At 66.3% G+C, this 25,629-nt stretch carries 23 protein-coding genes and 2 pseudogenes; 19 read left to right on the top strand and 6 right to left on the bottom strand.

All coding sequences use genetic code 11. The features are described from left to right. Positions 1-64 precede the first annotated feature (64 nt). Positions 65-3,421 carry a S8 family serine peptidase gene (locus AC5P8D_RS03900; RefSeq protein WP_043395984.1) on the bottom strand — a complete coding sequence of 1,119 codons (3,357 nt, stop codon included), beginning with the start codon at positions 3,419-3,421 and terminating at the stop codon, positions 65-67. A gap of 339 nt (positions 3,422-3,760) precedes the next feature. On the opposite strand from AC5P8D_RS03900, the gene AC5P8D_RS03895 reads away from it, so the two are divergent. From AC5P8D_RS03895 to AC5P8D_RS03885, 3 genes are all read left to right on the top strand, one after another. Beyond that, a complete protein-coding gene (locus tag AC5P8D_RS03895; protein ID WP_126561203.1) occupies positions 3,761-5,065 on the top strand; it encodes a hypothetical protein in 1,305 nt (434 codons plus the stop codon). Positions 5,066-5,353: 288 nt separating this feature from the next. Next, positions 5,354-6,094 (top strand): DNA/RNA non-specific endonuclease, encoded by a 741-nt coding sequence (locus AC5P8D_RS03890; protein WP_019337401.1) that lies wholly within the window; start codon positions 5,354-5,356, stop codon positions 6,092-6,094. Positions 6,095-6,198: 104 nt separating this feature from the next. Continuing rightward, complete coding sequence (locus AC5P8D_RS03885) at positions 6,199-6,894, top strand: HAD family hydrolase (RefSeq protein WP_495203092.1); 696 nt, start codon at positions 6,199-6,201, stop codon at positions 6,892-6,894. A 7-nt stretch (positions 6,895-6,901) separates the two neighbouring features. Here AC5P8D_RS03885 and AC5P8D_RS03880 read toward each other — a convergent pair whose 3' ends face one another. Then, the gene (locus tag AC5P8D_RS03880; protein WP_019659768.1) at positions 6,902-7,132 is read right to left on the bottom strand and encodes a hypothetical protein; all 231 of its coding nucleotides are present in this window, start codon (positions 7,130-7,132) and stop codon (positions 6,902-6,904) included. After that, entirely contained in the window at positions 7,129-7,554 is a 426-nt protein-coding gene (locus tag AC5P8D_RS03875; RefSeq protein ID WP_019659769.1) for a VOC family protein, read from the bottom strand. Before AC5P8D_RS03875 ends, AC5P8D_RS03880 begins: the two co-directional genes overlap by 4 nt. A 276-nt stretch (positions 7,555-7,830) precedes the next feature. On the opposite strand from AC5P8D_RS03875, the gene AC5P8D_RS03870 reads away from it, so the two are divergent. Then, positions 7,831-10,314 (top strand): aminotransferase class V-fold PLP-dependent enzyme, encoded by a 2,484-nt coding sequence (locus AC5P8D_RS03870; RefSeq protein WP_235651772.1) that lies wholly within the window; start codon positions 7,831-7,833, stop codon positions 10,312-10,314. Between the two features lie 20 nt (positions 10,315-10,334). Here AC5P8D_RS03870 and AC5P8D_RS03865 read toward each other — a convergent pair. Together AC5P8D_RS03865 and AC5P8D_RS03860 are read right to left on the bottom strand one after the other, a co-directional pair. Next, a pseudogene (locus tag AC5P8D_RS03865) lies at positions 10,335-10,778 on the bottom strand (helix-turn-helix domain-containing protein); the annotation flags it as partial. Beyond that, positions 10,775-11,701, bottom strand: a complete 927-nt coding sequence (locus AC5P8D_RS03860; protein WP_495203091.1) for a LysR substrate-binding domain-containing protein — start codon at positions 11,699-11,701, stop codon at positions 10,775-10,777. The gene AC5P8D_RS03860 and the pseudogene AC5P8D_RS03865, both read right to left, overlap by 4 nt. 92 nt (positions 11,702-11,793) lie before the next feature. On the opposite strand from AC5P8D_RS03860, the gene AC5P8D_RS03855 reads away from it, so the two are divergent. From AC5P8D_RS03855 to AC5P8D_RS03835, 5 genes and pseudogenes are all read left to right on the top strand, one after another. Then, the gene (locus AC5P8D_RS03855; protein WP_197597255.1) at positions 11,794-12,834 is read left to right on the top strand and encodes a hypothetical protein; all 1,041 of its coding nucleotides are present in this window, start codon (positions 11,794-11,796) and stop codon (positions 12,832-12,834) included. Then, a complete protein-coding gene (locus tag AC5P8D_RS03850) occupies positions 12,831-13,712 on the top strand; it encodes a TolB family protein (RefSeq protein WP_495203090.1) in 882 nt (293 codons plus the stop codon). The genes AC5P8D_RS03855 and AC5P8D_RS03850 overlap by 4 nt, the downstream gene beginning before the upstream one ends. A gap of 47 nt (positions 13,713-13,759) precedes the next feature. Further along, positions 13,760-13,882 (top strand): annotated as a pseudogene (locus AC5P8D_RS03845) (GFA family protein); the annotation flags it as partial. 24 nt (positions 13,883-13,906) lie between these two features. Next, the gene (locus AC5P8D_RS03840) at positions 13,907-14,317 is read left to right on the top strand and encodes a hypothetical protein (RefSeq protein ID WP_253900875.1); all 411 of its coding nucleotides are present in this window, start codon (positions 13,907-13,909) and stop codon (positions 14,315-14,317) included. Beyond that, positions 14,310-14,618: a DUF6958 family protein gene (locus AC5P8D_RS03835; protein WP_019337410.1), complete on the top strand. Its 309-nt coding sequence runs from the start codon at positions 14,310-14,312 to the stop codon at positions 14,616-14,618. Before AC5P8D_RS03840 ends, AC5P8D_RS03835 begins: the two co-directional genes overlap by 8 nt. On the opposite strand, the gene AC5P8D_RS03830 is transcribed toward AC5P8D_RS03835, so the two are convergent. Then, the gene (locus AC5P8D_RS03830) at positions 14,619-15,974 is read right to left on the bottom strand and encodes a sigma-54 dependent transcriptional regulator (protein WP_125436907.1); all 1,356 of its coding nucleotides are present in this window, start codon (positions 15,972-15,974) and stop codon (positions 14,619-14,621) included. 396 nt (positions 15,975-16,370) lie between these two features. On the opposite strand from AC5P8D_RS03830, the gene AC5P8D_RS03825 reads away from it, so the two are divergent. From AC5P8D_RS03825 to AC5P8D_RS03780, 10 genes are all read left to right on the top strand, one after another. After that, on the top strand, positions 16,371-16,901 hold the full coding sequence (locus tag AC5P8D_RS03825; protein ID WP_495203089.1) for a FapA family amyloid fibril periplasmic chaperone: 531 nt from the start codon (positions 16,371-16,373) through the stop codon (positions 16,899-16,901). Then, positions 16,898-17,515, top strand: a complete 618-nt coding sequence (locus AC5P8D_RS03820; protein ID WP_126561198.1) for a FapB/FapC family functional amyloid domain-containing protein — start codon at positions 16,898-16,900, stop codon at positions 17,513-17,515. The genes AC5P8D_RS03825 and AC5P8D_RS03820 overlap by 4 nt, the downstream gene beginning before the upstream one ends. A 43-nt stretch (positions 17,516-17,558) precedes the next feature. After that, entirely contained in the window at positions 17,559-18,875 is a 1,317-nt protein-coding gene (locus AC5P8D_RS03815; protein WP_049455170.1) for a FapB/FapC family functional amyloid domain-containing protein, read from the top strand. Between the two features lie 100 nt (positions 18,876-18,975). After that, a complete protein-coding gene (locus tag AC5P8D_RS03810) occupies positions 18,976-19,680 on the top strand; it encodes a C39 family peptidase (RefSeq protein WP_495203088.1) in 705 nt (234 codons plus the stop codon). A gap of 12 nt (positions 19,681-19,692) precedes the next feature. Continuing rightward, positions 19,693-20,442, top strand: a complete 750-nt coding sequence (locus tag AC5P8D_RS03805) for a hypothetical protein (RefSeq protein WP_126561197.1) — start codon at positions 19,693-19,695, stop codon at positions 20,440-20,442. A 46-nt stretch (positions 20,443-20,488) separates the two neighbouring features. Beyond that, complete coding sequence (locus AC5P8D_RS03800) at positions 20,489-21,781, top strand: transporter (protein ID WP_433896968.1); 1,293 nt, start codon at positions 20,489-20,491, stop codon at positions 21,779-21,781. 27 nt (positions 21,782-21,808) lie between these two features. After that, positions 21,809-22,717 (top strand): NAD(P)-dependent oxidoreductase, encoded by a 909-nt coding sequence (locus tag AC5P8D_RS03795; protein ID WP_495203177.1) that lies wholly within the window; start codon positions 21,809-21,811, stop codon positions 22,715-22,717. Positions 22,718-22,818: 101 nt separating this feature from the next. Continuing rightward, the gene (locus AC5P8D_RS03790; protein ID WP_049455166.1) at positions 22,819-23,958 is read left to right on the top strand and encodes an SPFH domain-containing protein; all 1,140 of its coding nucleotides are present in this window, start codon (positions 22,819-22,821) and stop codon (positions 23,956-23,958) included. A 20-nt stretch (positions 23,959-23,978) separates the two neighbouring features. Next, positions 23,979-25,331 carry a TFIIB-type zinc ribbon-containing protein gene (locus AC5P8D_RS03785; protein WP_143994712.1) on the top strand — a complete coding sequence of 451 codons (1,353 nt, stop codon included), beginning with the start codon at positions 23,979-23,981 and terminating at the stop codon, positions 25,329-25,331. Beyond that, positions 25,328-25,585, top strand: coding sequence for a hypothetical protein (locus tag AC5P8D_RS03780; RefSeq protein WP_010485524.1), 258 nt, complete (start codon positions 25,328-25,330; stop codon positions 25,583-25,585). Before AC5P8D_RS03785 ends, AC5P8D_RS03780 begins: the two co-directional genes overlap by 4 nt. Positions 25,586-25,629 lie beyond the last annotated feature (44 nt).

Below are 25,629 nucleotides of genomic sequence, written 5' to 3'. Positions count from 1 at the left end.
AGCGCCGGAAACGGTGGGAAACCGGCCGCCCCTGCACAGGGGCGGCCGGGATGCTGCAGGCGCCTTACGGCGTTACGGTCAAGGCGACACGGACAGCAGTCTTCGGCGTGCTCGGGTCATTGCTGCCGACACAGACGAAGCCCGAATAGCTGCCCGGCGCGAGGCCGCTGGCATTGATCTGCACCTGCGTGCTCTGGCTGCCGCCTGCGGAGATGCGGCCCAGGGCACGGGTCGGTGTGCCGATCCAGCCGGCGCCGCACGCATTGCTTCCGCCCAGCCCATAGGCCAACCCAGGCGCGCCGGCGGTGGCGGACCAGGCACCGCTGCCATCGGGATTGATGATCGCGCTGCGGTACACGCTGTCGCCGCTGGTGGCGTTGAACCAGAACCAGCTGGTAGCCAGCGGCGCGCGCACCGAGACCACCAGCCAGTAGCGGCCTGCCGGCAGGTTCACGTTCTGGCCTGCAGCGGCCAGGTCAAGGTTGATGGTGGCCAGCGTGGCCGACGTTCTTACGCCCGGACCGCTGACGGTGGAGGTGTAGCTCCACAGCGCCAGCTGCGGGCTCGATTCCGGATTGCCCTCCGGATTGCCGCCAACATCCCGGTAGATTGACCAGTTGATGTTGGTCGAAGTTGCCAGCGAGCCACCGTTGACGAAGCCGTCAGCGACGATGCGGGTAATGCCGGTGGCCTCGCCCAGAGTGAAGTCATCGGCACCAAGCTGTGCACGTGCACCCACTGTCGCCGCATCGGTGAAGCGCGTCGAGCGACGGCCATTGGCGTTGTTTGGCGCCTGCGCTACCAGCGTGCGGGTGCCCACTCCGGAATTGTCGATCTGCCATTCCAGCGGTGAGCCGCCGGTATTGGCGATCTGCAGGTTCACCGTTCCACTGCCACCGGCCGGCAGGGTCAGCGAGTTCGTCGGCGGCGTGGCGGCGATCTGCGGCGGCGGCACCGACACGGCGATCGGCAGGCGCAGCAGCGGCTGGCTGGTATCACCGCCCTGCGGTGAGAGGGTGAGCCTGGCAAAGCGCCAGCTGCCATCGTTCGGTACCGAACCGGTGGTGACGATGACCCGCACCGACTTGCTTTCACCCGGCGCCAGGGTAAACACCGATGGCGAGACAACCGCGGTCAGGCCCTGCACCTTCGCCGTCCACGTCTGCCGGGTCGGCAGCACATTGCGGAACACGCGGGTGAAGCTGCAGCTGTCCGCGCAGCTGCGCTTGCCGAGGCTGGCGATGTTGAGCGACGACACTTCACCCCCATTGGCTGGATTGGCGGCCAGGAAGTTGGTCTTGGTCTCGTTGAGCACCAGCCCTGCGCGCAGTGCCTGGTCCACCTGGATGCGTCCAGCGCCCATCGCGAATGCGTCGGCCGGTGTGACGCCATCTTCCTTCAGCACCTCCTGCCGCGCGGTCATCATCAACGCCGAGCGTGTCTCCTGCACGGTCCAGTCAGGACGCGCCTGGCGCAGGAGCGCGGCGGCACCGGCGTGATGTGGTGATGCCATCGAGGTGCCGTCCATCAGGCCGACGGCGTTCTCCGAGCCGGTCACCTCATTGCCTGCGATCACGGCCAGCACACGCACACCCGGGGCGGTCACGTCCGGCTTGACCAGATCAAAGATCCCGGCCGGGCCGCGCGAACTGAAGTCGCCCAGCACATCCGGCGTATTGCTGATCTTGCTGGCCGGATAGGCAATGCCGGCGGTTGCGTTGTTGCCAACGCTCGACGCAAAGGTCCGCAGTGCATTGGCGTCCGACTGGTCGATGGCGAAGGCGGGAATGGTCGCCCCGGCCACGTTGGGCAGGATGGGGGCCGGCTGGTTGTTGCCGATCAGCACGGCGATCGCACCCGCTGCAGCGGCGTTGTTGACCTTGTCGCTGAAGTTGCACGAGCCACGGCGGATCACCGCAACGGCGCCCTGGAAGGTATTGGCCAGGAACGGCGCGCACCCATCGTTGGCACTGTCGATGCCTGCACTGACACGCAGCGGCGTGGTTGCAGGAATCGGCGTTGCGAACGGCACGCCACCCGAGCCTTCGGTCAGCAGGATGGCAGTGAGCGCCGGCGGCACGCTGCCGGGGCCGCTGACCGCAGCGAACAGCACGATGTCGCCGCGGCCATGCGTGGCCGCCGCAGTGCTGCCGGTCCAGGGTTCCAGATGGCCCATCGTGTTCGGACCTGGGCCGGAGTTGCCGGCCGAAGTGGCCACGTAGATGCCGGCATCGGATGCGTTGAGGAACGCCAGCGAGACCGCCTCTCCCCACGGCGCGGTGCCACCGGCAATGGAGTAATTGATGACGTCGACCACGCCATCGGCGAGGGCCTGGTTGACCGCTGCCAGCGTCGAGGTGTTCGGGCAGAAGCCGCGCCCGGTGGAGACCTCGGTGTAGCAGGCGTCGTAGGCGATGATGTTGGCGCGCGGCGCAACACCGGAAATGTGGATCTGGTTGCCACGGTAGGACGCAGTGTGCGGGTTGCCGGCGGCGGTGGAAGCGGTATGGCTGCCATGACCGTTGGTGTCACCAAATCCAGGCTCCTCGCGTACGTCCGCAACGCCACACTGGTTGCCCGGCGCACCGCAGACGAAGTCGTAGCCGCCGATCAGCTTGCTGTTGCAGCGACCTTCGTCGATGCCGCCCGGCGCGCAGGTACCGAGGTAGTTGCCGGCGCCCAGCGGATTGACGTGCTCGTAACCATCTTCGGCGCGGGCGGTGAAGGCCGGGCTGCCGAAGTTGATGCCCGAGTCGATGACGCCGACCACCACACCTTCGCCACGGAACGGCGCAGGTGTGCCGTTCCACAGCGCAGGTGCGCCGATCAACCCCGGTCCGACGTCGGTGTCCTGCTCATACTCCCTGTACTCTTCAACCAGCTGCACATCGGGAAGTGCGCGCACGCGCTCCGCTTCCTGCGGATTCATCTGCAGCACCGATGCGTTGATCGCATGCTGCATGCGCCGTTCGACCTTTACGCTGCGACCCAATGCTGCATTGATGCGGGCCTCGTGCTGTACCTGGCGGTCAGCGAGGAAGCGCACATAGTCCTGCGAGCGTGCCCCCTTTACAGCGATGCGCGGTGTCGGCGCATTGCCGGTGGCTGCCGCTGCACGCGCGGCGCTGGCGGATGGGCGCATGCGTTCCGGTGCCGCGAGGCCCTGGATGTCGCCCTTGTAGGTGGCCAGCGGCTCCTCGCGGTAGACCACGATATAGCGGTTGGAGAGCTCGGCGAAGCCGCTGCCCGGACCGCGTGCCGCAGGCCCGGACGGATTGCCGGCGCGCGCGTCCACCGAGGGATTGCCGGTCTTTGACTGGGCACCGGTACTGCGTATGCCCACGGCAGCGGCGGCCAGTGCGGCACCCGCCACCAGGGTCAGTGCAACCCATTTGCTTCGTTTGATCCATGCATTGCGCATCGAATACCCCCTTTTCATTGAAAGCCCGAGATGCACGCCGGCGTCAACGCCGGCGCTGTGATGTCTGGTGCTTCAATTGCGGGTGCGGCGCGTAGTCCCCGACGCCTTGCACCCCGCTGCGCCCCGGCAGCAGAATCGACACTACCTCAAAATTTGACGCGGCGCACAGTTTTTCGTGACAGCGGCAAGACAGAGATCAGTACGCGAAAGTATGGATGCGCGCCTGCATGGCGTAGCCATGGCCCCGGCCGCCGAAGCGGCAACGCGTTCGTTGCCCGTCGTTGAAGGGCAACGGTGTCCAGTGCTATGACTGCCTGCGCCCATCAACGCACGGATGCCATGGATATTTTCCGCACTGCACTGATTGCCGGTGTTGCCTGTGCAGCAGGACCGGCATGGTCCGCTGAATCACCGATCGCAGACGCCGACGCGCGCGGAATCTTCATCGAAGCACAGCACCTGTGCCAGGTCGATGGCGGCCAGCTGTGGGGGCAATCCCTGTGCGGGCCGATGATGCTGGTCGATCCGAAGAGCCGCCAGGTCACCGCCTCGCATGCGGATGTACACGGCGCGTTGAAGGGGCGTGGCGAGGTGTTCGTGGGCCAGCTTCCGCCCGATGCGATCGTTGCCAACACCGCCGTGGAATGGTCCGGCATACGCTGGACGCAACTGCTCTGGCCATTGCCGCAGGACGTGTCCAGGCGCAGTACGCTGCTGGCTCACGAAATGTTCCATCGGTTGCAACCGGCGTTGCCCATCACCGCGCCGACCGAAGGCGGCAACGAGCACCTCGACACACTTGAAGGACGCTACTGGCTGCAGCTGGAATGGCGCGCGCTTGCGGATGCGCTCACGGCCACCGATGCAATGGCGCAGCACACTGCGGTGAACGACGCACTCGCATTCCGCGCCGAGCGCCACCGCCAGTTCCCTGCGGCAGCGCAGGAAGAAGCGGCGCTGGAATTGAACGAGGGCCTGGCCGAGTACACCGGCGTGTTCGTCGGCAACCCAACGCGCTCCACACGTATCCAGGCGGCGCTGCATGACCTTCGCGCGCACGTTGCCGATCGCAGTTTCGTCCGCTCTTTCGCCTATGCCACCGGTCCGGCCTATGGCCTGCTGTTGGACCAGGCGGCCCCCGGCTGGCGCAACCATCTCGCCCACCCCGCCCGGGACCTCGGCACGCATCTGGCCGAAGTGACCCGGACCCCGATGCAGCGGGGCGCGACCGAGCTGCGGGCCGCTGCTGCGCGCTACGGCGGACGGGCACTGCGCGAAGCCGAAATGCTGCGCGAACGGCAGCGCATTGCGCAGCTGGAACACAACCGTGCGCGCTTCGTGACAGGCCCGGTCGTGCGGCTGGATCTGCGCAGCATGCGCATCCAGTTCAATCCCAACACGATGCAGTCGTTGCCGGGCCGTGGCACGGTATATCCAACGATGCGGCTGACCGACACCTGGGGCAGCCTGGACGTCACCGACGGAGCGTTGATGCAGAGCGACTGGAAGGCCGTGTTCGTGCAGGCACCCGCAACTGCCGACCCGCCGCTACAGGGTCCAGGGTGGTCGCTGAGTCTGAAACCAGGATGGTTGCTGGTGCCGGGAACACGCAACGGCGATTACGTGTTGAAGGCGACCCCCTGACAACACCCGCAGGCATCGCGATGCTCTAGCACGCGAGCGTTTCAGCCACGTCCTGCTCCATTTGACACATCTCCAGTGCTTGCGCGCTGTCACAGCTTCGTCTTTTCATCGTTGACCGAAAGACGACAGCTTGTGACGCTTACGACACCGCACGGCCTCCACGGCCCTGTCATCGCGGTCACGTCTCACCGCAATCCGTAGCACCCGTCTCCGCAACGTCCCCCATGACCTCGCCTCGGCCCGGTCGTGGCGGACGGCTGCGCCCTGAACTTCTGCTGGAGAACCGCAATGCGCCTTGCAAGCCTCTTCTTCGCGTTCGTCCTCAGTGCCTTCGCTGGCGCTGCCCAGGCCCAGGTCGTCACCCTCAACAAGGGCGGCTTCGTGCTCACCTACGACTGCAGCATCCACAGCGCCACCCGCTACGAGTACACGCTCACCGCCGACACCGGCTCGGCCGCGCGCCCGTCCAGCTTCTACAAGGATCCGGACCTGCCGGCAGGCTGCCTCGGCCAGACCAGCACCGCCTCCTACGCCAGCATCAAGTCCGGCTACGACCGTGGCCATCTCGTCACGTCCAATCACATGGACTACAACGCGACCTACATCCGCCGCGCCAACTACATGACCAACATCGTTCCGCAGGTGTCCAGCTTCAACCAGGGCATCTGGGTGAAGGCAGAGAACGTGGCCGAGTGCTACCGCGACATAGCGCCGGTGGATGTCTACGGTGGCGTGGTCTACGGCGACGCCTCCAACGACTACTTCCTTTCCAGCCACGGCATCCCGACACCGGAGTTCTTCTGGAAGACCATCATCACCCGTGACCCGAACACCGGCACGGCCAAGGCGATCAGCTGGATCATTCCCAACGAAGCCAATCTCGGCAGCCTCGACAGCTACCTGGTGACCATCGCCGATCTGGAGGAGCTGCTGGGTGCGAGCTACGTCGCGATCAACGCACCGGCCTCGCTGAAGAACATGCTGCCGGCCAGCACCTGGCCGCAGCCGGCGGGGTGTGACCTGGGCTGACCGGCCTGCCGGGAATGGGTGGCACCCTGCCCGGGTGCCACCCAAGGATGGCTGTGGGAAAATGACGGGCAATTGCACCACCGCATTGCCCCCTGGAGCTGTAGATGTCCCGTTTTCCCTTCGATGCCGTGCTGTTCGACTGCGACGGCGTATTGGTTGATTCCGAGCCGCTGGTGGCCCGCGTCCTCTCCGAGATGCTGACCGAACGTGGCTGGCCATTGACTCCGGCACAGGCGGGTAAAGTCTTCCTTGGCCAATCCGTTGCCCACTTGGCCGGACTGATCGAAGAACGCACCGGCAAGCCGTTCACCGAGGCGTGGCTTGAAGAGTTCCGCCAGCAGCGCAACCGGGCACTGGAACGTGAGCTGGAAGCGATCCAGGGGGCACCCGAGGCCGTGCGTGCGATCGCTGCGGCCACCGGTGGGCGGATCGCCTGCGCCTCCGGCGCCGATCTGCTAAAGGTGAAACTGCAGCTGGGCAAGGTCGGCATCCTCGATGCCTTCGGCGACCACGTCTACAGCGGCCAGGACATGCCGAACACCAAGCCGCACCCGGACGTCTACCTAGCGGCCGCTGCCGCGCTGGGTGTGGATCCGAAGCGCTGCGCGGTCATTGAAGACACCGTGACCGGTGCGACCGCCGGTGTGGCCGCAGGTGCCACCGTGTTCGGCTTCAGCGAGGGCGGCCCGCACCACAGCACGCCCGAGGCTCTGCGCGCGGCCGGTGCCCAGGTGATCTTCCAGCGCATGGAAGATCTTCCCGCACTGCTGGCGGCCTACACCGCCGACGCTGCCGCCTGACCCGGCGTCAACCCGCAGCGCCCTGCCCGGCGCTGCGGCACCTGCCGCTGTAGTGCAGCGCAAACAGGTACAACCCGGTGAACAGCTGCAGGAACAACGGCGGCAGCGGCGAATAGGTGATCCACGCCGCAGGCTCGCCCTGCCCCAGCCCGCGCACCACGAAGTTGGCGATCACCGCCAGGGTGAACACGATCGAGGTCCAACGATGCACGGGCCGTGCCCAGCCACCGCAGCTCATTGCCGGCGCCTCGCTTCGGAACGGGCTTCGATCATCTTCCAGCCATTGCCCGATGGATCGCGGAATCCGGCGTCGACGGCGCCAAAGCGCTCGATCGGCTCCTGGGTGAATTCCACGCCCTGTGCCAACCACTGCGTGTAACGCGCCTGGCAGTCATCCACAGCCAGCACCAGGGGCGGCATTGCGCCTTTGGCCACCAGCTGCTGCAGCGAAAGAGCGGTGGCCGCATCGTGGGTGGGCGGACCCGGCACGAACAGGCCCAGCTGGAAACCGTCCTGGCCTGGGCTGCGTACCGTCAGCCAGCGGTAGCTGCCATTGCGCACGTCGGTATGCACTTCGAAACCGAGCTTGCCGACGTAGAACGCCAGCGCCTCATCCTGGTCGCGCACATACAGGCCGACCGTGTTCACCATATCTGACATGCAGCACCTCCTCTCAAGTGCGCCTACGTTACGCCCCGACGAGGCGGTTCTGCTTCTCCAAAACTGCGCCAATGGCTGGGACGGCGAACGTGAAGGAATCAAAAGTACATGGCCCTCCCCAAAAGCGGATGAATACGCAGTTCCGCGACGGCGGATAATCCGCCCCGGCATTAAGTCAACTTAATGTGATGCCAATCACGCACGCGCCTGAGGGCGCATGCGATAACCGCGCGGACCGGGATTCATCGGCACCATCACGCCGACAGGGAGCGCATCATGCAGGACGTAACGCAACGCCAATGCAAAGTTGTGTCCGACAGCCGCTGGTCGCTCAGTACCTTCATGGAATTCTATGAGCGGATATTGAGCCCTCGCATTTTCCAGCCTTACGGGATGCTGCTGGCCGGGGAAATCGCCAGCGACATCGATGCAGGGTTCGCGGTCAAGGACGTGCTGGAAGTGGCATGCGGCACCGGGGTGATCACCGCCAGCCTGTATGAGGATCTTGCGCGGCCACGGGGCTTGCGGCTGGTGGCCAGCGATCTCTCGCAGATTGCGGTGGACATGGCCCGACGTGTCCTGAACCCCGAGATCCAGCAGAACGTTCCGTTGTTGGCCGACGTGGACATGGCAGAGCTTCCATTCGATGACAACAGCTTCGATGTGATTGTCTGCGGCTTCGGCCTGATGTTCCCGCCCGACAAGGCGCGCGTGGCCAGGGAGTTCCGGCGCGTGCTGCGGCCGGGGGGGCGTGTCTACGCGACGATGTTCCACTACAACCAGCTCTTCGAACTCACCCGCCAGCAATCGCAGCTGCATTTCGGCATGCCTTCCCGGTTGATGGACGCGGCGCTGAGCCTGACCGACCCGTCGCCGATCACCCGCGCCTTCGCGATCGAAGGGCTGTCCCGGGCCAACGACGTGCCTGCTGGGCTGCATCCCCTGTCGTTCTCGCTCGACGCAGCCGGTGCGCGCGAGTTCCTGTTCAATGCCTGCATCCTGCTCGAAGAGTTCAACCAGTGCGACACCCGCACCCGTGAGCACTACCTGGACCTGATGCTGGCGCAGTTCGGCAAGGACGTGCCTGACCAATGCTACCGGGTGGAGGCATGGTTGCTGCGCGGCCAGGCCGATCCCGCCAATGCGGGCACGACGGTGGACATCGCGTCGCCCGACTTCTCGCCGCTGGTGCGCTGCCAGCAGCTGACCCATCGCGCGTCCAGCGCGGGCGTCGAGTGCGCAATCTCCGTGCAGGAGGCACAGGGGCTCGCTGCATTCACCGCTGCCAAGGCGGAGTTCCTGGCTGAGTATCCCGGCTTCCCCGACGCATCGGTAGAGAAGATGCGCAACGAGGAGTACGCACGGCTGGACGAGCAGCACGTCACGTATCTGGATCATGTAGGCGGAACCCTGCCACCCGAAAGCCTGCTCGAACAGGACCTGCAGGCGTTGAAGCACGCAATCCTGGGAAATCCGCATAGCGGATCGAAGGCCTCGCAGGCGGCATACCAGGAGGCGCGGGATGCCATCTACGCCTTCTTTGACTGCTCTCCGGACGAGTACGAAGTGATATTCACTGCGAACGCCAGCAGCGCGATCCGGCTTGTGGCGGAATCGTTTCCGTTCCAACCGTGCACGCAGCTGCTGTTGACCAAGGACAATCACACGTCGGTGCATGGACTGCGCGAATACGCCAGGGCCAAGGGCGCCTCGGTGAAGTACATCCCTCTGGACGACGATCTGCTGCTGCACGACGACCTGATGCGGCGTGCGCTGCAGCGGCTGGGCGACGGCGCCCCACACCTGCTGGCCTTTCCCGCCCAGTCCAACGCGACCGGCGCGCGGCATGACCTCGCCTGGATCGCCCGCGCGCAGGCGCACGGTGCGATGGTGCTGTGCGATGCAGCCGCACTGGTCCCGCAGGCGCGGCTGGATTGCGGCACCCTTCAACCGGATTTTGTGGTGGCCTCGTTCTACAAGATCTTCGGCTACCCCACCGGCGCAGGCTGCCTGCTTGCCCGCCGCTCGTCGCTGCAACTGCTCAGGCCACCGTCCTTTGCCGGTGGCGGAGTCTGCTACTACTCAGGCCCCTGGTCGCCCACCGAGCGGCTGCTGTATCGCGATGCCGGGCAACGTTTTGAGGTGGGAACACCCAACTACGCCGCGTTCCCGGCGATCGCCCGGGGCTTTGCCTTCGTGGCACGGATGGGCGGCGCCGAAGCCCTCGCGCTGCACTCCACTGCACTGGCCCGGTGGATCGAGGTGCGTCTTGCCGCGCTTCGCCATACCGTGCGCGGCGACACACCACTGTGCCGCGTGTACGGCCCGCCGGCACAGCGAAAAGGAGCGACGGTGATGCTCAACTTTTTCGACTGCTATGGCTCGATCGTGCCGCATGCCCGCGTCAAGCACCTCGCCGACCGCTTCGGCATCACCCTGCGCAACGGATGCTTCTGCAACCTCGGAGCTGTCCAGCAGGCAACCTATGCAACTGCGGGTGCCGAGCACTGCGAACTGGACAAGACCGGGAAGATCCTCGACTGCACCGCCTTCGATGAGAAGATCCTGGACAAGGGAGATTGTGGCGCGGTCAGGATTTCATTTGGGCTCGGTTCGAATTTTGCCGACGCCTACCGCTTCCTGATGTTTGCGACCTGCCTCCTGGACACCGACGTTTCTGGTCTTGAAGGTGTGCTCGCCGCGAGTGACCCTGAAGCCGATGCCGGCAGTCCTCGTACCGCTCCTGCCGTGCCGGCCTGACGCTCCACGGCGAGTGCCACCGCCGGCGCGCGACGGCGACGTTGTTCCAGCACGGATGTGTCCAGGCGGGGGCGCTGCGCGGCGCGTGCGTGGCATTCCGGCACACTGGCCGACGCCGCCTGGGCTGCACGCTCACGCTCGCGCACATTGCCCGGGCTGTCACCGGTGATGTCACGGAAGATGCGGCCAAAGGTGCCCAGGCTGCGCCACCCGGTCTGCGCGGCGATTTCGGTCACCGCCAGATCGGTATCACGCAGCAGCGCCACCGCTCGTTCGATGCGGCGGCTGAGCAGATAACGGTGCGGCGGCAGCCCGAAGGCCTGCTTGAACGAGCGGGCGAAGTGCGCCGGCGACACTGCACTGACCTCAGCCAGGCGCGCGACAGGCCATTCCTCATGGCTGGCCCGATCCATCCGGTCCTTGGCACGCAGCAGGCGCCGCAGCAGTTCGGGGCTCTGGTTCATGGCATCACCACGTGGGACAGGTAATGACGTGCCGCACGCCGCGCCGCGGCGGCCTGCTCGACCAGCCAGTCACGGAATGCAATGACCTTGGCACTGCCACTTCGCGCCGTGGGTGCCACGAACCAGAAGCTGCGACCGTCGCTGGCGACACCCGGATGCGCCTGCACCAGGCGCCCGCTATCCAGCTCGGCCTGGAACAGGATCGGCGAACCGATGGCGATGCCCTGCCCCGCGATCGCGGCGCCGACATCCAGATGCTCGACGGCAAAGGGCGTGACGAAACTCCCCGGTGCCGGCGGTGGAAGGTCCCCGTGCGCGGCAAACCACAGGGCCCACCAATCCGGTCGCCCCAGCAGGGGAATCTCCAGCGCGCTGCTGCCCAGCCCACGCGCCGCCGGCAGCAGCGCCGGCGCACACAACGGAGTGAACACGCTGGGAAACAACGGTGTTGCCTGAAGACCTGGCCATTCGCCCTGGCCATTGCGGATGGCGGCATCGAAGTGACCGGCGGCCAGATCCTGCGGCGCTGCCGACAGGTCCAGTTCCAGCACGAGCTGCCGGTGGCGGGCGCGGAAGGTGCCCAGCCGCGGCGTCAACCAACTGGTGCCCAGCGTGGGCAGTACAGACAGGCGCAGTCGCGCCGCATCCATGTCTGCGGCGCGCATGAAGCTGGCGCGCAGTGCATCGAATGCCCGGGTGGCCTCCTGCGCGACGCTGGCCCCCGTCGCCGTCAGTTCTACGTGCTGTGCATGGCGCAGGAACAGGCAGGTACCGGTCTGGGCCTCCAGCCGCCGCACGTGGTAGCTCACCGATGCCGCGCTGGTGTCGAGCTCTTCGGCGGCACGCGCGAAGCTGCCCAGCCGCGCCGCCGCCTCGAAGGCACGGATGGCGGCAAGCGACGGCAGCTGGCGTTGGATCACCATAAGTGTGGCTTAGCCTGAGCCCCGATATCTGCGTGGTCAATCCCCCCTCGTGCCCGCAACGATGGAGGCACCTTCGGTAGGGGATCACGCACATGGATCGACGGCAGTTCCTGGCCACTTTGGCCGCCGCGGCAGCGTCCACCGCCCTGCCCTCCGGGTGGGCCCTGGCCAGCCACAGCGAAGACTGGACATGGTTGCAGGGCAACTGGCGGGTCCGGCACCAACGCCTGAAGGAGCGCCTGGTCGGCGATACCCGCTGGGAGTCTTTCACCGGCTCCAGCGCGGTATGGCTCACCTTGGGCGGACTCGGCACCATCGATGACAACGTCATGGCGCTGCCTTCGGGCCCCTACAGGGGCCTGGGCGTGCGTGCATTTGATCCGGTGTCTTCCATGTGGTCGATCTGGTGGATCGATGGCCGCAACCCTGCCCGTATCGAAGCCCCCGTGCGCGGCGTTTTCGAGGGCGATGCCGGCAGCTTCCGTGGCACCGACCGGATCGACGGGCGCCCCATCGATGTGTGGTTCCGCTGGCATGACATCCACGGCGAGGAGCCGTGGTGGGAACAGGCGTTCTCCGACGATGCCGGTGCGCACTGGGAAGTGAACTGGCGCAACTGGTTCCGCCGCACTGCTGCGGCCCCCTCTCCGCTTCCGAAGCTGCCGGATGCACCGGGCGACTTTGATTTCCTGGTGGGCCATTGGAACGTGCGCCATCGTCGCCTGCGCGCTCGGCTGGCAGGCAGCGACGCGTGGGACGCGTTCAACGGCACCCTGCACAACTGGCCGGTCCTGGGAGGATTCGGCAACGTGGGTGACAACCTGATGGACGTGCCTGGAGCACCGCTGCGCGGCATGGGCATCCGTGCCTGGAATGCGACCGAGCGGCACTGGCTGAGCTGGTGGCTGGATGGCCGCGAGCCGACCCGGATCGGCGCGCCACTGCGTGGTGGTTTCCAAGCCGGTGTCGGCCGCTTCTTCGGCGAAGACCAGCACGACGGTCGATCAATCCAGACGCGGGTGATCTGGTCACGCATTACCCCGCGCTCGGCGCGCTGGGAACAGGCGGCATCGACCGATGGCGGGCGCAGCTGGGAAACCAACTGGGTCAGCGACTTTGAGCGACAGGCATGAAGGCGCTGCTGGCCGTGATGCTGCTGGTTGCTGCGTCGCCTCCCGCGTCTCCATCAGGGGTGCTGCGGATCGTCGGCCCCGCCGAGCGCTTTGCCCCGGGCGTTGCATCCACGCAATACGACGAGATTCGACTGACCTTGAGCCCGGACGGAAAAACCGCACTGTGGTTCAGCCGCAACCGGCCCGGCGGTCCGGGCGGGTATGACATCTGGGTCTCCCGCAACGATGGGCAGCGCTGGCGGCCGGCGACGCCGGTGCCGTTCAACACGCAGGGGCGCGACTTCGATCCCGCCTTTTCCGCCGATGGCCGCGTGGTGTATTTCTGTTCGGATCGCGCAGGCGGCCAGGGCGGCGACGATCTGTATCGGGTCAGCATGGGGAGCGACGGTCGATTCGGGGAGCCGGTCAATCTTGGCCCGGCAGTGAACAGCGCGGCCGATGAATTCGCGCCGATGCTCTCGCCGGACGCAGCCACGCTGCTGTTCTCCAGCGATCGCGCAGGCGGTGCGGGTGGCCATGACCTCTACGTCGCAGCGATGGTCCGTGGCATGGCACAGCCGGCACGGCCGCTGGCGGGAGACCTCAATACCGCAGCGCAGGAGTTCGATGCCACCTTCCTGGGCGACGGCCGAACGGTGGTGTTTGCCCGCGCCCAGGACTTCGGCAGTGCACCGGTGCGCCAGTTCATTGCCTACGCGCGTGGAGGCCGTTATGACGCAGGCCATGCATTGCCCTCGCCCTTGAACGAGGCCTCCGGCGACAGCTACGGCGCGATGCTCGATGGCTCGCAACCCGGCACCTTGACCTATTCGGCGCGGCGCGCAGACGGTGCAGGGTTGGACCTGTACCGCATCCGCTACCAGATGTCGCGACCTTGAGGGCAGGTGGTGTCGATTTCCAGCGCGCTGGTTCGTCGAGAGGATGAATGCCCCAGGAGAAAATGCAGATGCCCTCCCATCAGTCGCTTGCATGCGCGTGCGGCCAGGTCCGCCTGACCGCCACGGGCCAACCCATTGCCACCGTCGAATGCTGCTGCGACAGCTGCCGCAAGGCCGGCGCCATGCTGCAGTCGATGCCCCGAGCACCGGCCGTGCTGGGCCCGCACGGCCAGACGCTCTTCGTAATGCACCGCAAGGATCGCGTCAGCATCGATGCCGGGCATGCCATGCTGCGTGCCTTGCGATTGTCCAGCAGGGGCGGCAGCCGCCGCGTGCTGGCGGGCTGCTGCAATACGCCGCTCTTCCTGGAGTTCAGCGGCGGCCATTGGCTGAGCCTGTATGGCCTGTTGTGGCCGGCATCGACAAGACCTGCCGTGGAGATGCGGACCATGGTCAGTGATCTTCCTGATGCGTCTGTGCTTCCTGACGATGTGCCGAACCTGAAGACCCGGTCGCTGCGCTTCTATGCGCGGTTGATGAAGGCGTGGATCGCCATGGGCTTCCGCAGCCCACGCATCGAGGTCGCGGGAGATACCCATGCCTGAGCCCGGACGGATCGAGATCGAAAGCATCACCACGCCCGGGCACATCCAGCGCGTGGATCGCGCCAAGTACCTCGCCATGCGCCATGCCTTGCTGCGGGCGCTGCCCGCGCAACCGCCCGGCCTGACTGTCGCGCAGGCGAAACAGGCACTGCTGCCACACCTGCCTGCCGCGCTGTTCCCGGCAGGTGCCACCGCCGGCTGGTGGTTGAAGGCCGTGCAGCTGGACCTGGAAGCCAAGGGCGTGATCGAGCGCGTCGCGGGCAAACCGTTGCGCCTGTTCAAGCACCTGGCGGCCGGCTGATCAGCGCTGTGCAGGCAGTTCCAACCGGTGCTTGCGGCACAGGCGATACACCGTGACCCGCGATATCTGCATCTGCCGCGCGCACTCGGAGACGTTGTAGCCGGTCTGGCGCAGGGTCTGCAGCAGTACATCGCGCTCGGCCTGGCCGCGCGCGTCGTGCAGCATCGCCGCGGGCAGGACCGCTGCCAATGCGCCCAGCTCCAGGTCACGCTCACTGATCAGCTCGCCCTCGGCCATGATCGCTGCACGCTGCACACGGTTCAGTAGTTCGCGTACGTTGCCGGGCCAGTCGAAGCGCCGCATCGCCTGCAGTGCGGCCGGTGCGAAGCCGCGTGCACGCACGCTGTGGCGCAACCGGAAGCAGCGCAGGAAGTGCTCGGCCAGCAGCTGCACGTCGGCACCGCGCTCGCGCAGCGGTGGCATCAGCAGGCGCAGCACGTTCAGGCGGTAGTAGAGATCGCTGCGGAACCGCCCCTGCGCCACCGCGTGTTCCAGTTCGACGTGGGTCGCGGCAAGTACCCGCACGTCCGCGCGCAGCGGCTGGCTGCTGCCCACGCGCTCGAAGGTTCCCTCCTGCAGCACGCGCAGCAGGCTGGTCTGCGCTTCTGCCGGCAGATCGCCTACCTCATCAAGAAACACCGTACCGCCATGGGCGGATTCGAACACGCCGATCTGCCGCTTGTCGGCCCCGGTGAACGAGCCACGTTCGTGGCCGAACAGCTCCGACTGCACCAGGTTGGCCGGAATCGCACCACAGTTCACCGCAATGAAAGGCCTGCCGGCGCGCCCCGACAGCGCATGCAGCGCATGTGCAGCCAGTTCCTTGCCTGTACCGGTTTCGCCGGTGACCAGCACCGGCAGTTCCACCGGCGCGAACTTGTGCAGCACCGTGCGCACCGCATGCAGCGCAGCGCTTTCGCCAATCAATGCGTGCGGTCCGTACCCACTGCAGGTTGCATCGACTGGCGGATCATCCGCATCGAACTGCTGGCGCATTGCGCAGACCAGGTCCTGCAGGCCGAACGGCAGCGTGAAGCGCGCACCGCATCGCTGCAGCAACGGCAGCCAGGCCGGCGATGTGGGTCCGGCGCCCGGTGGCAGTACCGCCAGCCAAGGCAGATGCTGGTGCTGCTCGATCCACGGTGCCAGCAGCTGCAGCGACGCCGCATCGAGATGGCGCAGATCGAGTACGGCGAGCAATCGATCGCGCCCACGCAGGCCTATCGCCATGGCGGGATCGGGATGGATGCTGCGCACATACCAGCCTGCTGCCGCCAGCGCACTGCGCTCGTTCGCCAACGGCTCGCCAAACCAGAGCACGCAACGTGATGTAGAAGCCTCCGGGACCGCTGCCATGCTTCCCCCAGCATCCGGACACCGTCGGCGGACTGTCAGGCAATCGCCGGCGTGCCGCCCCCCGCCGGGACCTCTACGGCCACCGGGGCGGCCTTTGTTGGGCGGATCCTAGCGCTTCCCTAAACGGCGGCGCAATGAGCAATGCGTCAAGAAATTCGTGGCTGAACCGGCACCGTTGCAGACGGCGGCGCCACCTGTAACACCCATGCGACAGTTGCCCGCCGCCCTTGCCCTGCGGTGCCTGGGGCTTCGAAATCCCAACGATTCCGCGACGTGCCTGTAACACCGTGGCAGCAGCACGGTCAGGTGCTGCACGGTCCCGACCTTGGCGGGTGGGCACTTCCAGGTTGGCACGGTTGATGCGTGGTTCCGCCGCACCCATCGCGGGAGATCGGCATGGACGGCACCACCCTGATTCGCTGCCTGGCCGCAGCACTGGCAACCGCCCTGCTGTTGGTTGGCGCGGGCGCATCCGCGTCCGGCGCCCGCCAGGGCGTGAAGGCACAGCCGGGCGAAATCGTCCTGTTGCGGGACGTATCCGCGCGGCCGGCCTATCGCATGGCACCTCCGGGCATGGCGCTGATTGCCGACCCGAAGCCACAGCGCGAGATCGCCACCGCATTGGGCGCCGGTGGCACGACGAACGGCATGGACGAGTTGAGCGATGAGGACTATGCCGGCATGGGTGCCGGCCAGGCAGCGTCCGTCGCGACACCGGGCGGCACTACGGTTGAACGGGTCACCCAGCAGGCCCTGGGCGGCACGCTTGGCCGCGGTGGTGATGGCATGGTCGGCAGCGACCTCGGGGGCGCCATGAGCGGTCCGCTTGGTGCGGTCGGCAGCAACACCCGCGGTATCGCCGATACCGTGCGCGGCGCACTGGCCCAGTTCCCCCTGCAGGGCACGGCCCCGGCAGGTGGAAAATGAAGGCCCTGCACGGCTTGCTTCTGCTGCTCGCTGCCGTGCCCTGGGCGACCCGGGCCGATGACTACGGCGGCATGCTCGCCTATCTCGACGTGGCCGGCATCGACGGCCACGCACTGGCCGGGGCGACGGGTGCCATCGCCGTGAACCAGGCCGCCGGCGACCTCAACGTGCAGGCCAACCTGCGGGGTATCGCCAAGGGCGATCGCGCCGACGTGGCGATCAATGCCCGGCAACTGCAGCAGGGCAACCGCGTGCTGTCCGGGCCGCTGCAGGCCACCGCGTTCATTGGCGGTGACGCACTGGCCGGTGCCAGTGGCATCGCATCCATCAACCAGGCCAGCGGCATCGCCAACACGACGCTCAACGTCGTCAGCGCGACGCTGGCCCGACAGGGCATACGCGAAACCGACGATACGGCCTTGGCCGCCGAGGGTTCCGCGTTGGCAGGGGGGCGGGACGACACCGGTCGCGGCGTCGCGACGGGCACCCGCAGCGCCGGTGTAGCCAGCACCGCACTGCGGGGATTCGACGGGGTCCTGCAACTCAATCAGATCGCGGGCAACGGCAACGACACGGCCAACGTACTGGGCCTGGTCGTGCAGGACCGCCCGTGACAACCACCCAACCGATGCACCACCTGATGAGAGAGAGGGCACCATGAAAGCGACCGTCAAAAAGACCATGCTCGCCATGGCGATTGCCACTGCCTCGACCGCCGCTGCGGCCAATGGCTGGGACAACCAGAACGCCAACGCGAACATCAACCACAACCACACCGTCAGCGAGACCCGCAACGACACGCACAACCACACCGACAACGACGTGCGCAACCGCACCGTCAACGTCAATGTGCAGAAGCACAGCAACATCCAGGCCGACGAACGCAAGGAAAAGAACAACCACGGCGTCGACGTGAACCTGGAGAAGGACCTGCGCCTGAGCACCGACATCAATTTCTCCGGCGACCCGAACATCACCGGCGACATCGACCTCGACTCGGCGGCCATTGCCGTGATCGACAACCGGCAGTCGATCAGCAACAACGCCACCAGCAACAGCCTGGTCACCAACAGCGCGTCGATCGGTGACAGCGTCGGCGCCGGTGCCTCGGGCAATCTGGGCTTCAATGTCGTCTCCGGCGACAACAATGCGCAGGACAACGCGGCCTCACTATCTGCGGCCGATGCGTCCTTCAGCTTCGGCATGGCCGACGCCGAGGTGTTCGTCAACCAGGCCGGCTTCGGCAACGCCACCATGAACTCCGGTGTCACCAACGCCGCAGGTCTCAGCGGCAACGCCTTTGGCGGCGCGTCCGGCAACATCGGCGTGAACATCGCCTCGGGCAACAACAATGAGCAGAAGAACGCGCTCGCGGCGTCGGTAGCGACCACGGCGGTGGCCCAGTCGAGCATCAGCTCCAACCAGGTCTCCACCGGCAACACGGTCAGCAACGCCGGCTTCGTGCAGTCCTACACCGATACCGTGCAGGTCGGCATGCGTGGCGGCGTCAGCGGCCTGACACTGGCCTATGGCGCGGGCACCTACCGCGGCACCGGCAACGCCTACCAGATGGCCAACTACTACCTGGATACGTGGAGTGGCGAGCTGCCGCACCCGGGTGGCAACAGCACCGGCCATATCGATCTGGACAACCAGATCCAGAACGCCACGATGAACCCCAACCGGCCGGGGGTGGGCGGCCTGGGCTTCGATACGCGTGAGAGTGGCACCAGCCAGTTCGTCGAACTGGGCGTGGCCGACCTGTATGCCAGCCTCAGCGGCACGGTCAGCACCACGCGCTGGGTGAACGTCAACGCCACGAACACCTCGGCATTGTCGGGCAGCGCCTTCTCCGGTGCCTCCGGCAACATCGGCGTGAACGTGGCTTCCGGCACCGGCAACCTGCAGGCCAACAGCCTTGCCCTGGCAGTGGCCCAGCCCAGCACCGGCGGCGGTGGTGGCAGCGGCGAGTAAGCGCAACACCCCGGCCGTCCGCCAATGGCCGGGTCCCCGGGAGCCCCTGTTCCTCCTCCCCCTTGGAACGGGGGCTCCCCCCTGCTGCCGGAGAACGTAGATGATCCGTTGCCCTCCATCGATGCGCCTGCTGGCCTGCCTGTGGCTGCTGGGCACCGCATCGGCGTGGGCCGGTGAGGTCCACTTCGCCGGCGTGCTGCCCAACGGCGCGCTGCTGCAGCAGAAGGTCGAAAGCATGCAGGAGCGGCGCTACCGCAACGTGGTGCGCCAGCACACCGATTACAGCTGCGGGGCAGCTGCGTTGGCGACCATCCTGCGCCATGCCTATCACCTGCAGACCGACGAAGCGACGGTGATCCAAGGAATGATGGGGGTTTCCGATCCAGCGCTGGTGGCCGAGCGCGGCTTCTCCCTGCTCGACATCAAGCGCTACGTGGAATCGCTGGGCATGCGTGGCCGGGGCTACCGCATCGATGAAACACGACTGCGCACCCTCCGCGTGCCAGGACTGGTGCTGATGGATGTGCGCGGCTTCCGCCATTTCGTGGTGCTCAAGCAGGTCCGCAACGGCATCGTGGAAGTGGCCGACCCGATCCTCGGCAACCGCAGCCTGGCGCTGCCGGAGTTCCTGGCTGCCTGGCCATCTCGCGCGGTCTTCGTGGTGATCGGCAGCGACTTCGATCGCAACACCGTTCTTCTGCAACCCAGCGAACGGCCAAGTGCCCGCGCGCTCTATGCGCGGCAAGGGCCGATCACCGATGCCGAACTGGTCGACTTCGGCTTCAGCCACGCCGACCTGTTCTGAGGAGGTACGACCATGTTCCGTCAACACGTATGGATGGCTCTGCTGCTGATGGCCCCTGCCCTGCCCCTGCAGGCCGCCGACGGCAGGACCGGGCGTGGACTCACGGAAATCCCCGACCCGGAGCTGAGCCTGATGCGGGGGCGCTACACCGTGGGTGGCAACAACGTTGCCTGGTTCGGGGTCACCATGGTGTCGCAGTGGCAGGCCAGCAACGGCACGACCCTGCAGGGCAGCCTGACCCTGGGCATGGACTTCCGTGGTGGTGGCGCGCCGAAGCTCAGCTTCCAGCCCAGCGTGCATGTCACGGCAGCCGATGCGCCGCTGCCCGATACCCACGGACGCAGCATCGACAGCAGCGGCCTTGCCAACGCCAGCGGCCTGGTGCAGAGCGTGCAGGTGGCCGGCGATGGCAATGTCGCGCGCAACGTCACCACGCTGACCGTCCGCGAGGGTGGTGTGCCGGCTGTTCTCTCTGATGGCGCAGGCAACATCACCGCGCAGCAGGCCGGCGCCAGCGCGACGGCCGTGCTGGAAGGCAACCAAGCACGCCTGCTGCTGCAGGTGGATGGCCAGGGGCTGGTGCAGCAGTGGATCCGCAATGGCAGCGTCGGCCAGGGCATCGCCCTCGCTGGTGACGGCCAGATCGCCAGCAACCAGCTGCGGCTGGAGCTGGTGCGCAACGCCGTGGGCGGCAACCTGCCGTTGAGCCAGAACGTGGCCCAGGCGATTGCGTTGAACCGCGGCATGGGGCCGGGCCAGTAGCAGGGCCTGGCATTGGGGGAAACGCTCCACAACGCAGGACACGAACATGCACACCCTGATGAGAATCACCCCGTTGGCGTTGGCGGCGCTGGCGGGCACCGCCCTTGCCGCGCCGCCGACGCCTGACGATGGCGCAGACGTGCAGGCCCTGGCCAACCAGCTGGAACAGCTGAAAGCCAACTACGCACAGGAAGTGCGGCGGCTGCGCGAACTGGACATGCAGGTGCAGGCCATGCAGGCACGCTTGGGCGGGCGGGTTGGCCCAGCCTCGACCCCACCGGCCGCGCCATTGGCGCAGGCGGCGGCCGCCGCGGTTCCACCGAGCAGCGAGGGCTACGCCAGTACCGCTGCCGAGGCCCAACAGGCCAAGCAGGAGTCGCGGCGCAGCGTGGACGACGTGAAGCAGCAGCAATCGGCCCTGTTCTCCCGTCGCTTCACCATCGAGAACAGCCTCACCTACGCCCGCTATGACCGCAAGCAGCTCACCCTCAACGGCTTCCTCGCGTTGGACGCCATCTTCCTCGGCAATATCGCCATCGAGAACGTGGAGTCCGACTCGCTGACCTATAACGTGGCAGCCCGCTGGGGCGTCAGCCCGAACCTGACCCTCAACCTGGATGTGCCCTACCTGGCGCGGCGCACCGTGTACCAGAAAGGCGGCGCCGGCGGTGCAGCGGCCGCCATCGCGCAGGAGCAGACCAACGGCAACGGCCTGGGCGACATTGGCCTGAGCGCGAACTACCGGCTGTTCGGCGAACGCGGCTGGCGCCCGGAGACCGTGCTCACGGCCGGTGTCACTGCCCCCACCGGGCGCGCGCCCTACGGCCTGGACTGGAAGGTGATCGAGCGCGATGACGACGACTACATCCGCTTCGCCGTGCCGCGCGAGCAGCCCACCGGCAACGGCGTATGGCAGGCCAACCTCGGCCTGTCGATGGTGAAGACCGCTGACCCGGCCATCCTGTTCGCCAACATCGGGTACGTGCACTCCATCCCTCGCGGCTTCAGCGACATCGACAGCAATCCGGATACGGTCAACCCAGGCGACGTGAAGCTGGGCGGCTCGGTGTACTTCGGTGCAGGTGTTGCCTTCGCATTCAACGAGCGGACCAGCCTGAGCCTGTCCTTCAGCGACCGCATCAGCGCCCGCGCCTCCACCCGCTTCCAGGGTGGCAAGTGGATGAAGGTGATCGGCAGTGACGCCAATGCGGCATCACTGAATCTGGGCGTGACCTATGCGTTGAACCAGCACACCACGCTGGTGACGTTGCTGGGCATCGGACTGACCCCGGACGCACCGGACTTCACGTTGGCGTTCAAGATTCCTTACATGCTCTAGCGGCCACTGCCCATGGCATGATGGGCGATCTGCGGCCAGCGGACGTCCATCATGCGCATCGGATTCCTGGGACTTGGAGTGATGGGAACGCCCATGGCGGCCCATCTGGCTCGCGCAGGTTACGAGGTATGCGGCTGGTCGCGCTCCGACCGCAACCATGCGGCCGCGCGCACCGCCGGCATCAACGTCTGCGAGGCGGTGGACGAGGTATTCGCGGCCTGCGACACCCTCATCCTGATGCTGGCCAATGACGATGCCATCGACAGCGTGCTCGATCGGCATGGCGCGGCGTTTGGCGAGCGGGTCGAGGACCGCCTGCTGATCAACATGGGTACCAGCTCGGCAGCGTACTCACAGGCGCTGGCCGAACAGATCCGCGCCGCGGGCGGCCGCTACGTGGAAGCGCCGGTGTCTGGCTCACGCGTGCAGGCCGAAGCGGCGCAGCTGGTGATCCTGCTGGCCGGTGCCGATGTCGACCTCGCGGCAGCCGCCCCACTGGTTGCACCGATGGGCAGGCAAACGGTGTGCTGTGGTGCAGTGCCGTCCGCACTGCGCATGAAACTGGCGGTGAACCTGTACCTGATCACCTTGGTCACCGGCTTGGCCGAAGCGGTGTACTTCGCCGAAGCACAAGGCATCGAGCTTGATCGCTTCGCGCAGGTGCTCAACGCAGGGCCGATGGCCAGCGAAGTATCGCGAATCAAGCTGGACAAAATGATCCGTGGTGACTTCAGCGTGCAGGCGTCGATCACCGACGTGCGCAAGAACAGTGGGCTGGTAGCCGCTGCCGCCCATGAGGTGGGCATGCATGCGCCCTTGATCGACGCCAGCGACGCGCTGTTCGCACAGGCACTGGCGTCCGGATCGGGGGCGCTGGACATGGCGGCCGTGCTGCAGGCGGTACGGGCCGGGCCAACCGGCACTGGCCGGCGCTGATCCGGATTCATGTTCCGGCACTACTGCCGTCCTCCACCGCTGCTATATTCAGTCCAGCTCGGCAGGCATGGTGCCTGCCTTCGAATCACAGGGAGTTGGTCATGGGTCTGGTACAGGCGGTGAAGGGTGCGGTTGGCGGTGTGCTGGCCGACCAGTGGAAGGACTTCTACACCGTGCCGGCGGGCCTGCCGTCCACGGCCGCCCTGTTCGCGGCGGTGCCGCAGGGCACCAATGCCGGCCGCGGCTCCAACACCAGCGGCTCGTCCAACATCATCAGCAACGGCTCGAAGATCATCGTGCCGGAGGGCTACGGCCTGCTGCTGTTCCAGGACGGCGCGATCACCGCGTTCGTCGCCGAACCGGGTGGCTACGAGTGGCGCTCGGACGATCTGAACTCGCAGTCGATCTTCGCCGGCGACGGCCTGGTCAGCACCTTCATCAAGCAGAGCTGGGAACGCTTCAAGTTTGGCGGCCAGCCTGGTTCGCAGCAGGCGGCCTATTTCGTCTCACTGAAGGAACTGCCGGACAACCGCTTCGGCACCCAGTCGGAAATCTACTGGGACGACGGTTTCCTCAACACCCAGGTAGGCGCGGTCACCCGTGGCTCGTACACGCTGAAGATCGTCGACCCGATCCTGTTCGTGAAGAACTTCGTGCCGGCCAGCTACCTGCAGCCGGGCCAGGTGTTCGACTTCACCGATCTGGACAACGCCGCCGCCAGCCAGCTGTTCAATGAAGTGGTCGGTTCGCTGGCGCCGGCCTTCAGCCTGTATACCAACGATCCGGGCAAGGGCAACCGCATCACCAAGCTGCAGCAGGACTCGCTGGGCTTCGCGCAGAGCCTGTCGGCCGCCGTCGAACAGGGTTACCAGTGGAAGTCCGACCGCGGCCTGGCCATCGTCAAGACCGCCATCGTCTCGATCGAGTACGACGCCAACACCCGCGAGCTGCTGAAGACCGTGCAGCGCGCCGATGCGCTGTCCGGTTCGCGCGGCAATTCCAACCTGCAGGCCAGCGTCGCCCAGGGCATCCAGTCGGCCGGCGAAAACGGCGGCGCGGCAGGTCTGGTCGGTGTCGGCATGGCGTCTGGCATGTTCGGTGTCGGCGGCATGCAGCAGCCGGCCACCCCGGCGGCCGACGATCCGGTCGCCAAGCTGAAGAAGGCCAAGGAAATGCTCGATCTGGGCTTGATCACCCAGAGCGATTACGACGCGCTCAAGGCCAAGGCACTGGGCCTGTAACGGCAGGACGTACACCCAACATGTCCGATCCCCGAAACGGCCCACCGCCGCTACCCGGATCCGCGCCCGCGACGCCGCCACCCTTGCCGGCGGCGTCGTTGGATGGGCCCGGTTCGCCGCAGGACGTCCCTCCCCTGCCCGGCAGCTTCCCGCTGGACACCTCCAAACTGCCGCAGGCCATCCGCGATGAAGTGGAAGCGCCCGATCCTGTGGCCATCGATACCTCGGCCAGCGAGCTGAAGGACGGTCTCAACCGCTGCCCGAAGTGCGGCGCCACCGACATCCGGCCCAAAGCCGGGACCGATATCCTGGTCTGCCTGTACTGCCGTCACGAATGGCATGGCGCGCGGGTCGAGGAAGAATTCGGCCTTGGCGAAGCCATCGACCAGCTGCGCGGTACGGTCATCGCCTCCGGCGCGCGTGACATCGATGCCGACACCTCGGCACTGATGACGTTCAAATGCACCGGGTGCGGCGCCGAAGTCACGGTCAATACCGAGAGTACGATGACGGCGCGCTGCCACTGGTGCCGCCACGTCTTCGGCGTCAACGAGCAGATCGCCAACGGCGCGGTGCCCGATGCGGTGCTGCCCTTCCATATCAAGAAGGACGATGCGGTCGCGCGCATCCGCCAGTTCGTCGACAAGCGCCGCATGTTCGCGCTGAAGGCATTCAAGGATCAGTTCACCCCGGAGAACGTGGTGGGCGTGTTCCTGCCCTACATGATCGTCGACAGCAATGTCAGCGCGGCCGTGGCCGGCAAGGGCGAGATCCAGACCCGGCAGTACACCGTAGGCAGCGAGAAAAACAAGCGCACCCTGTATGACGCCGACGTCTACCAGGTCGAACGCCAGGTCGATTTCACCGTGGATGACCTTCCGCTGGAATCCTCGGCCGAGCGCGGCAATCTGGATACCCGCGCCAACACCAACAACATCATCAACACCATCCTGCCGTTCGATACCAAGAACGCGGTGAAATGGAACGCTTCGTACCTGGCCGGCTTCACCTCTGAAAAGCGCAACCTCGACGTGGAGAAGCTGCGGCCGCGACTGGAAGACCAGCTGCTGTCGATTGCCCGCGCACAGGTGGAAGGTTCGGTGAAGCGCTACAACCGTGGCGTGCGCTGGGAGCAGGAGCAGCTGGAGGTGCATGGCACCCGCTGGGTGTCGATGTACCTGCCGGTGTGGTTGTACTCGTACCACCAGCCCGGAAAGAACGGCGGCATGCTGCACTACATCGCGGTGAACGGCCGTACCGGCGAAACCATGGGCAGCGTGCCCGTGCAGCAATGGAAGATGCTGCTGGCGGCACTGGCCACCGGCACCATCATTGAAGCCCTCGCAATTGCCTTCCTGGTGGCATCGACATGAGTGACGACAGTGGCCTCTGGCTGTTGGCGGCAGGCCCAGCCGGCGCGACCGCGCTGTACTGGGCGCTGTACCGCTATTACCGCAACACCGACAAATCGCACTCCTTCGAGCACGAGACCGAGATCGAGGCACAGCCCGTGACCGGTTCGGACCAGCAGGTGGGCCGGGTCACCGGCACCGAGGACAAGCGCATCCGCGGTGACAATGTGTATGAGTACCGGAAACGGGTGGTAAGGGTGAAACCCGATCAGTAGAGCCAGGCCGCCTGGCTGCGGGTAATGCCGGCCGCTGGCCGGCA

This window comes from Stenotrophomonas sp. YJH_SMC_101-4, from assembly GCF_059370395.1.
This window is presented reverse-complemented; position numbering and strand designations above follow the sequence as displayed.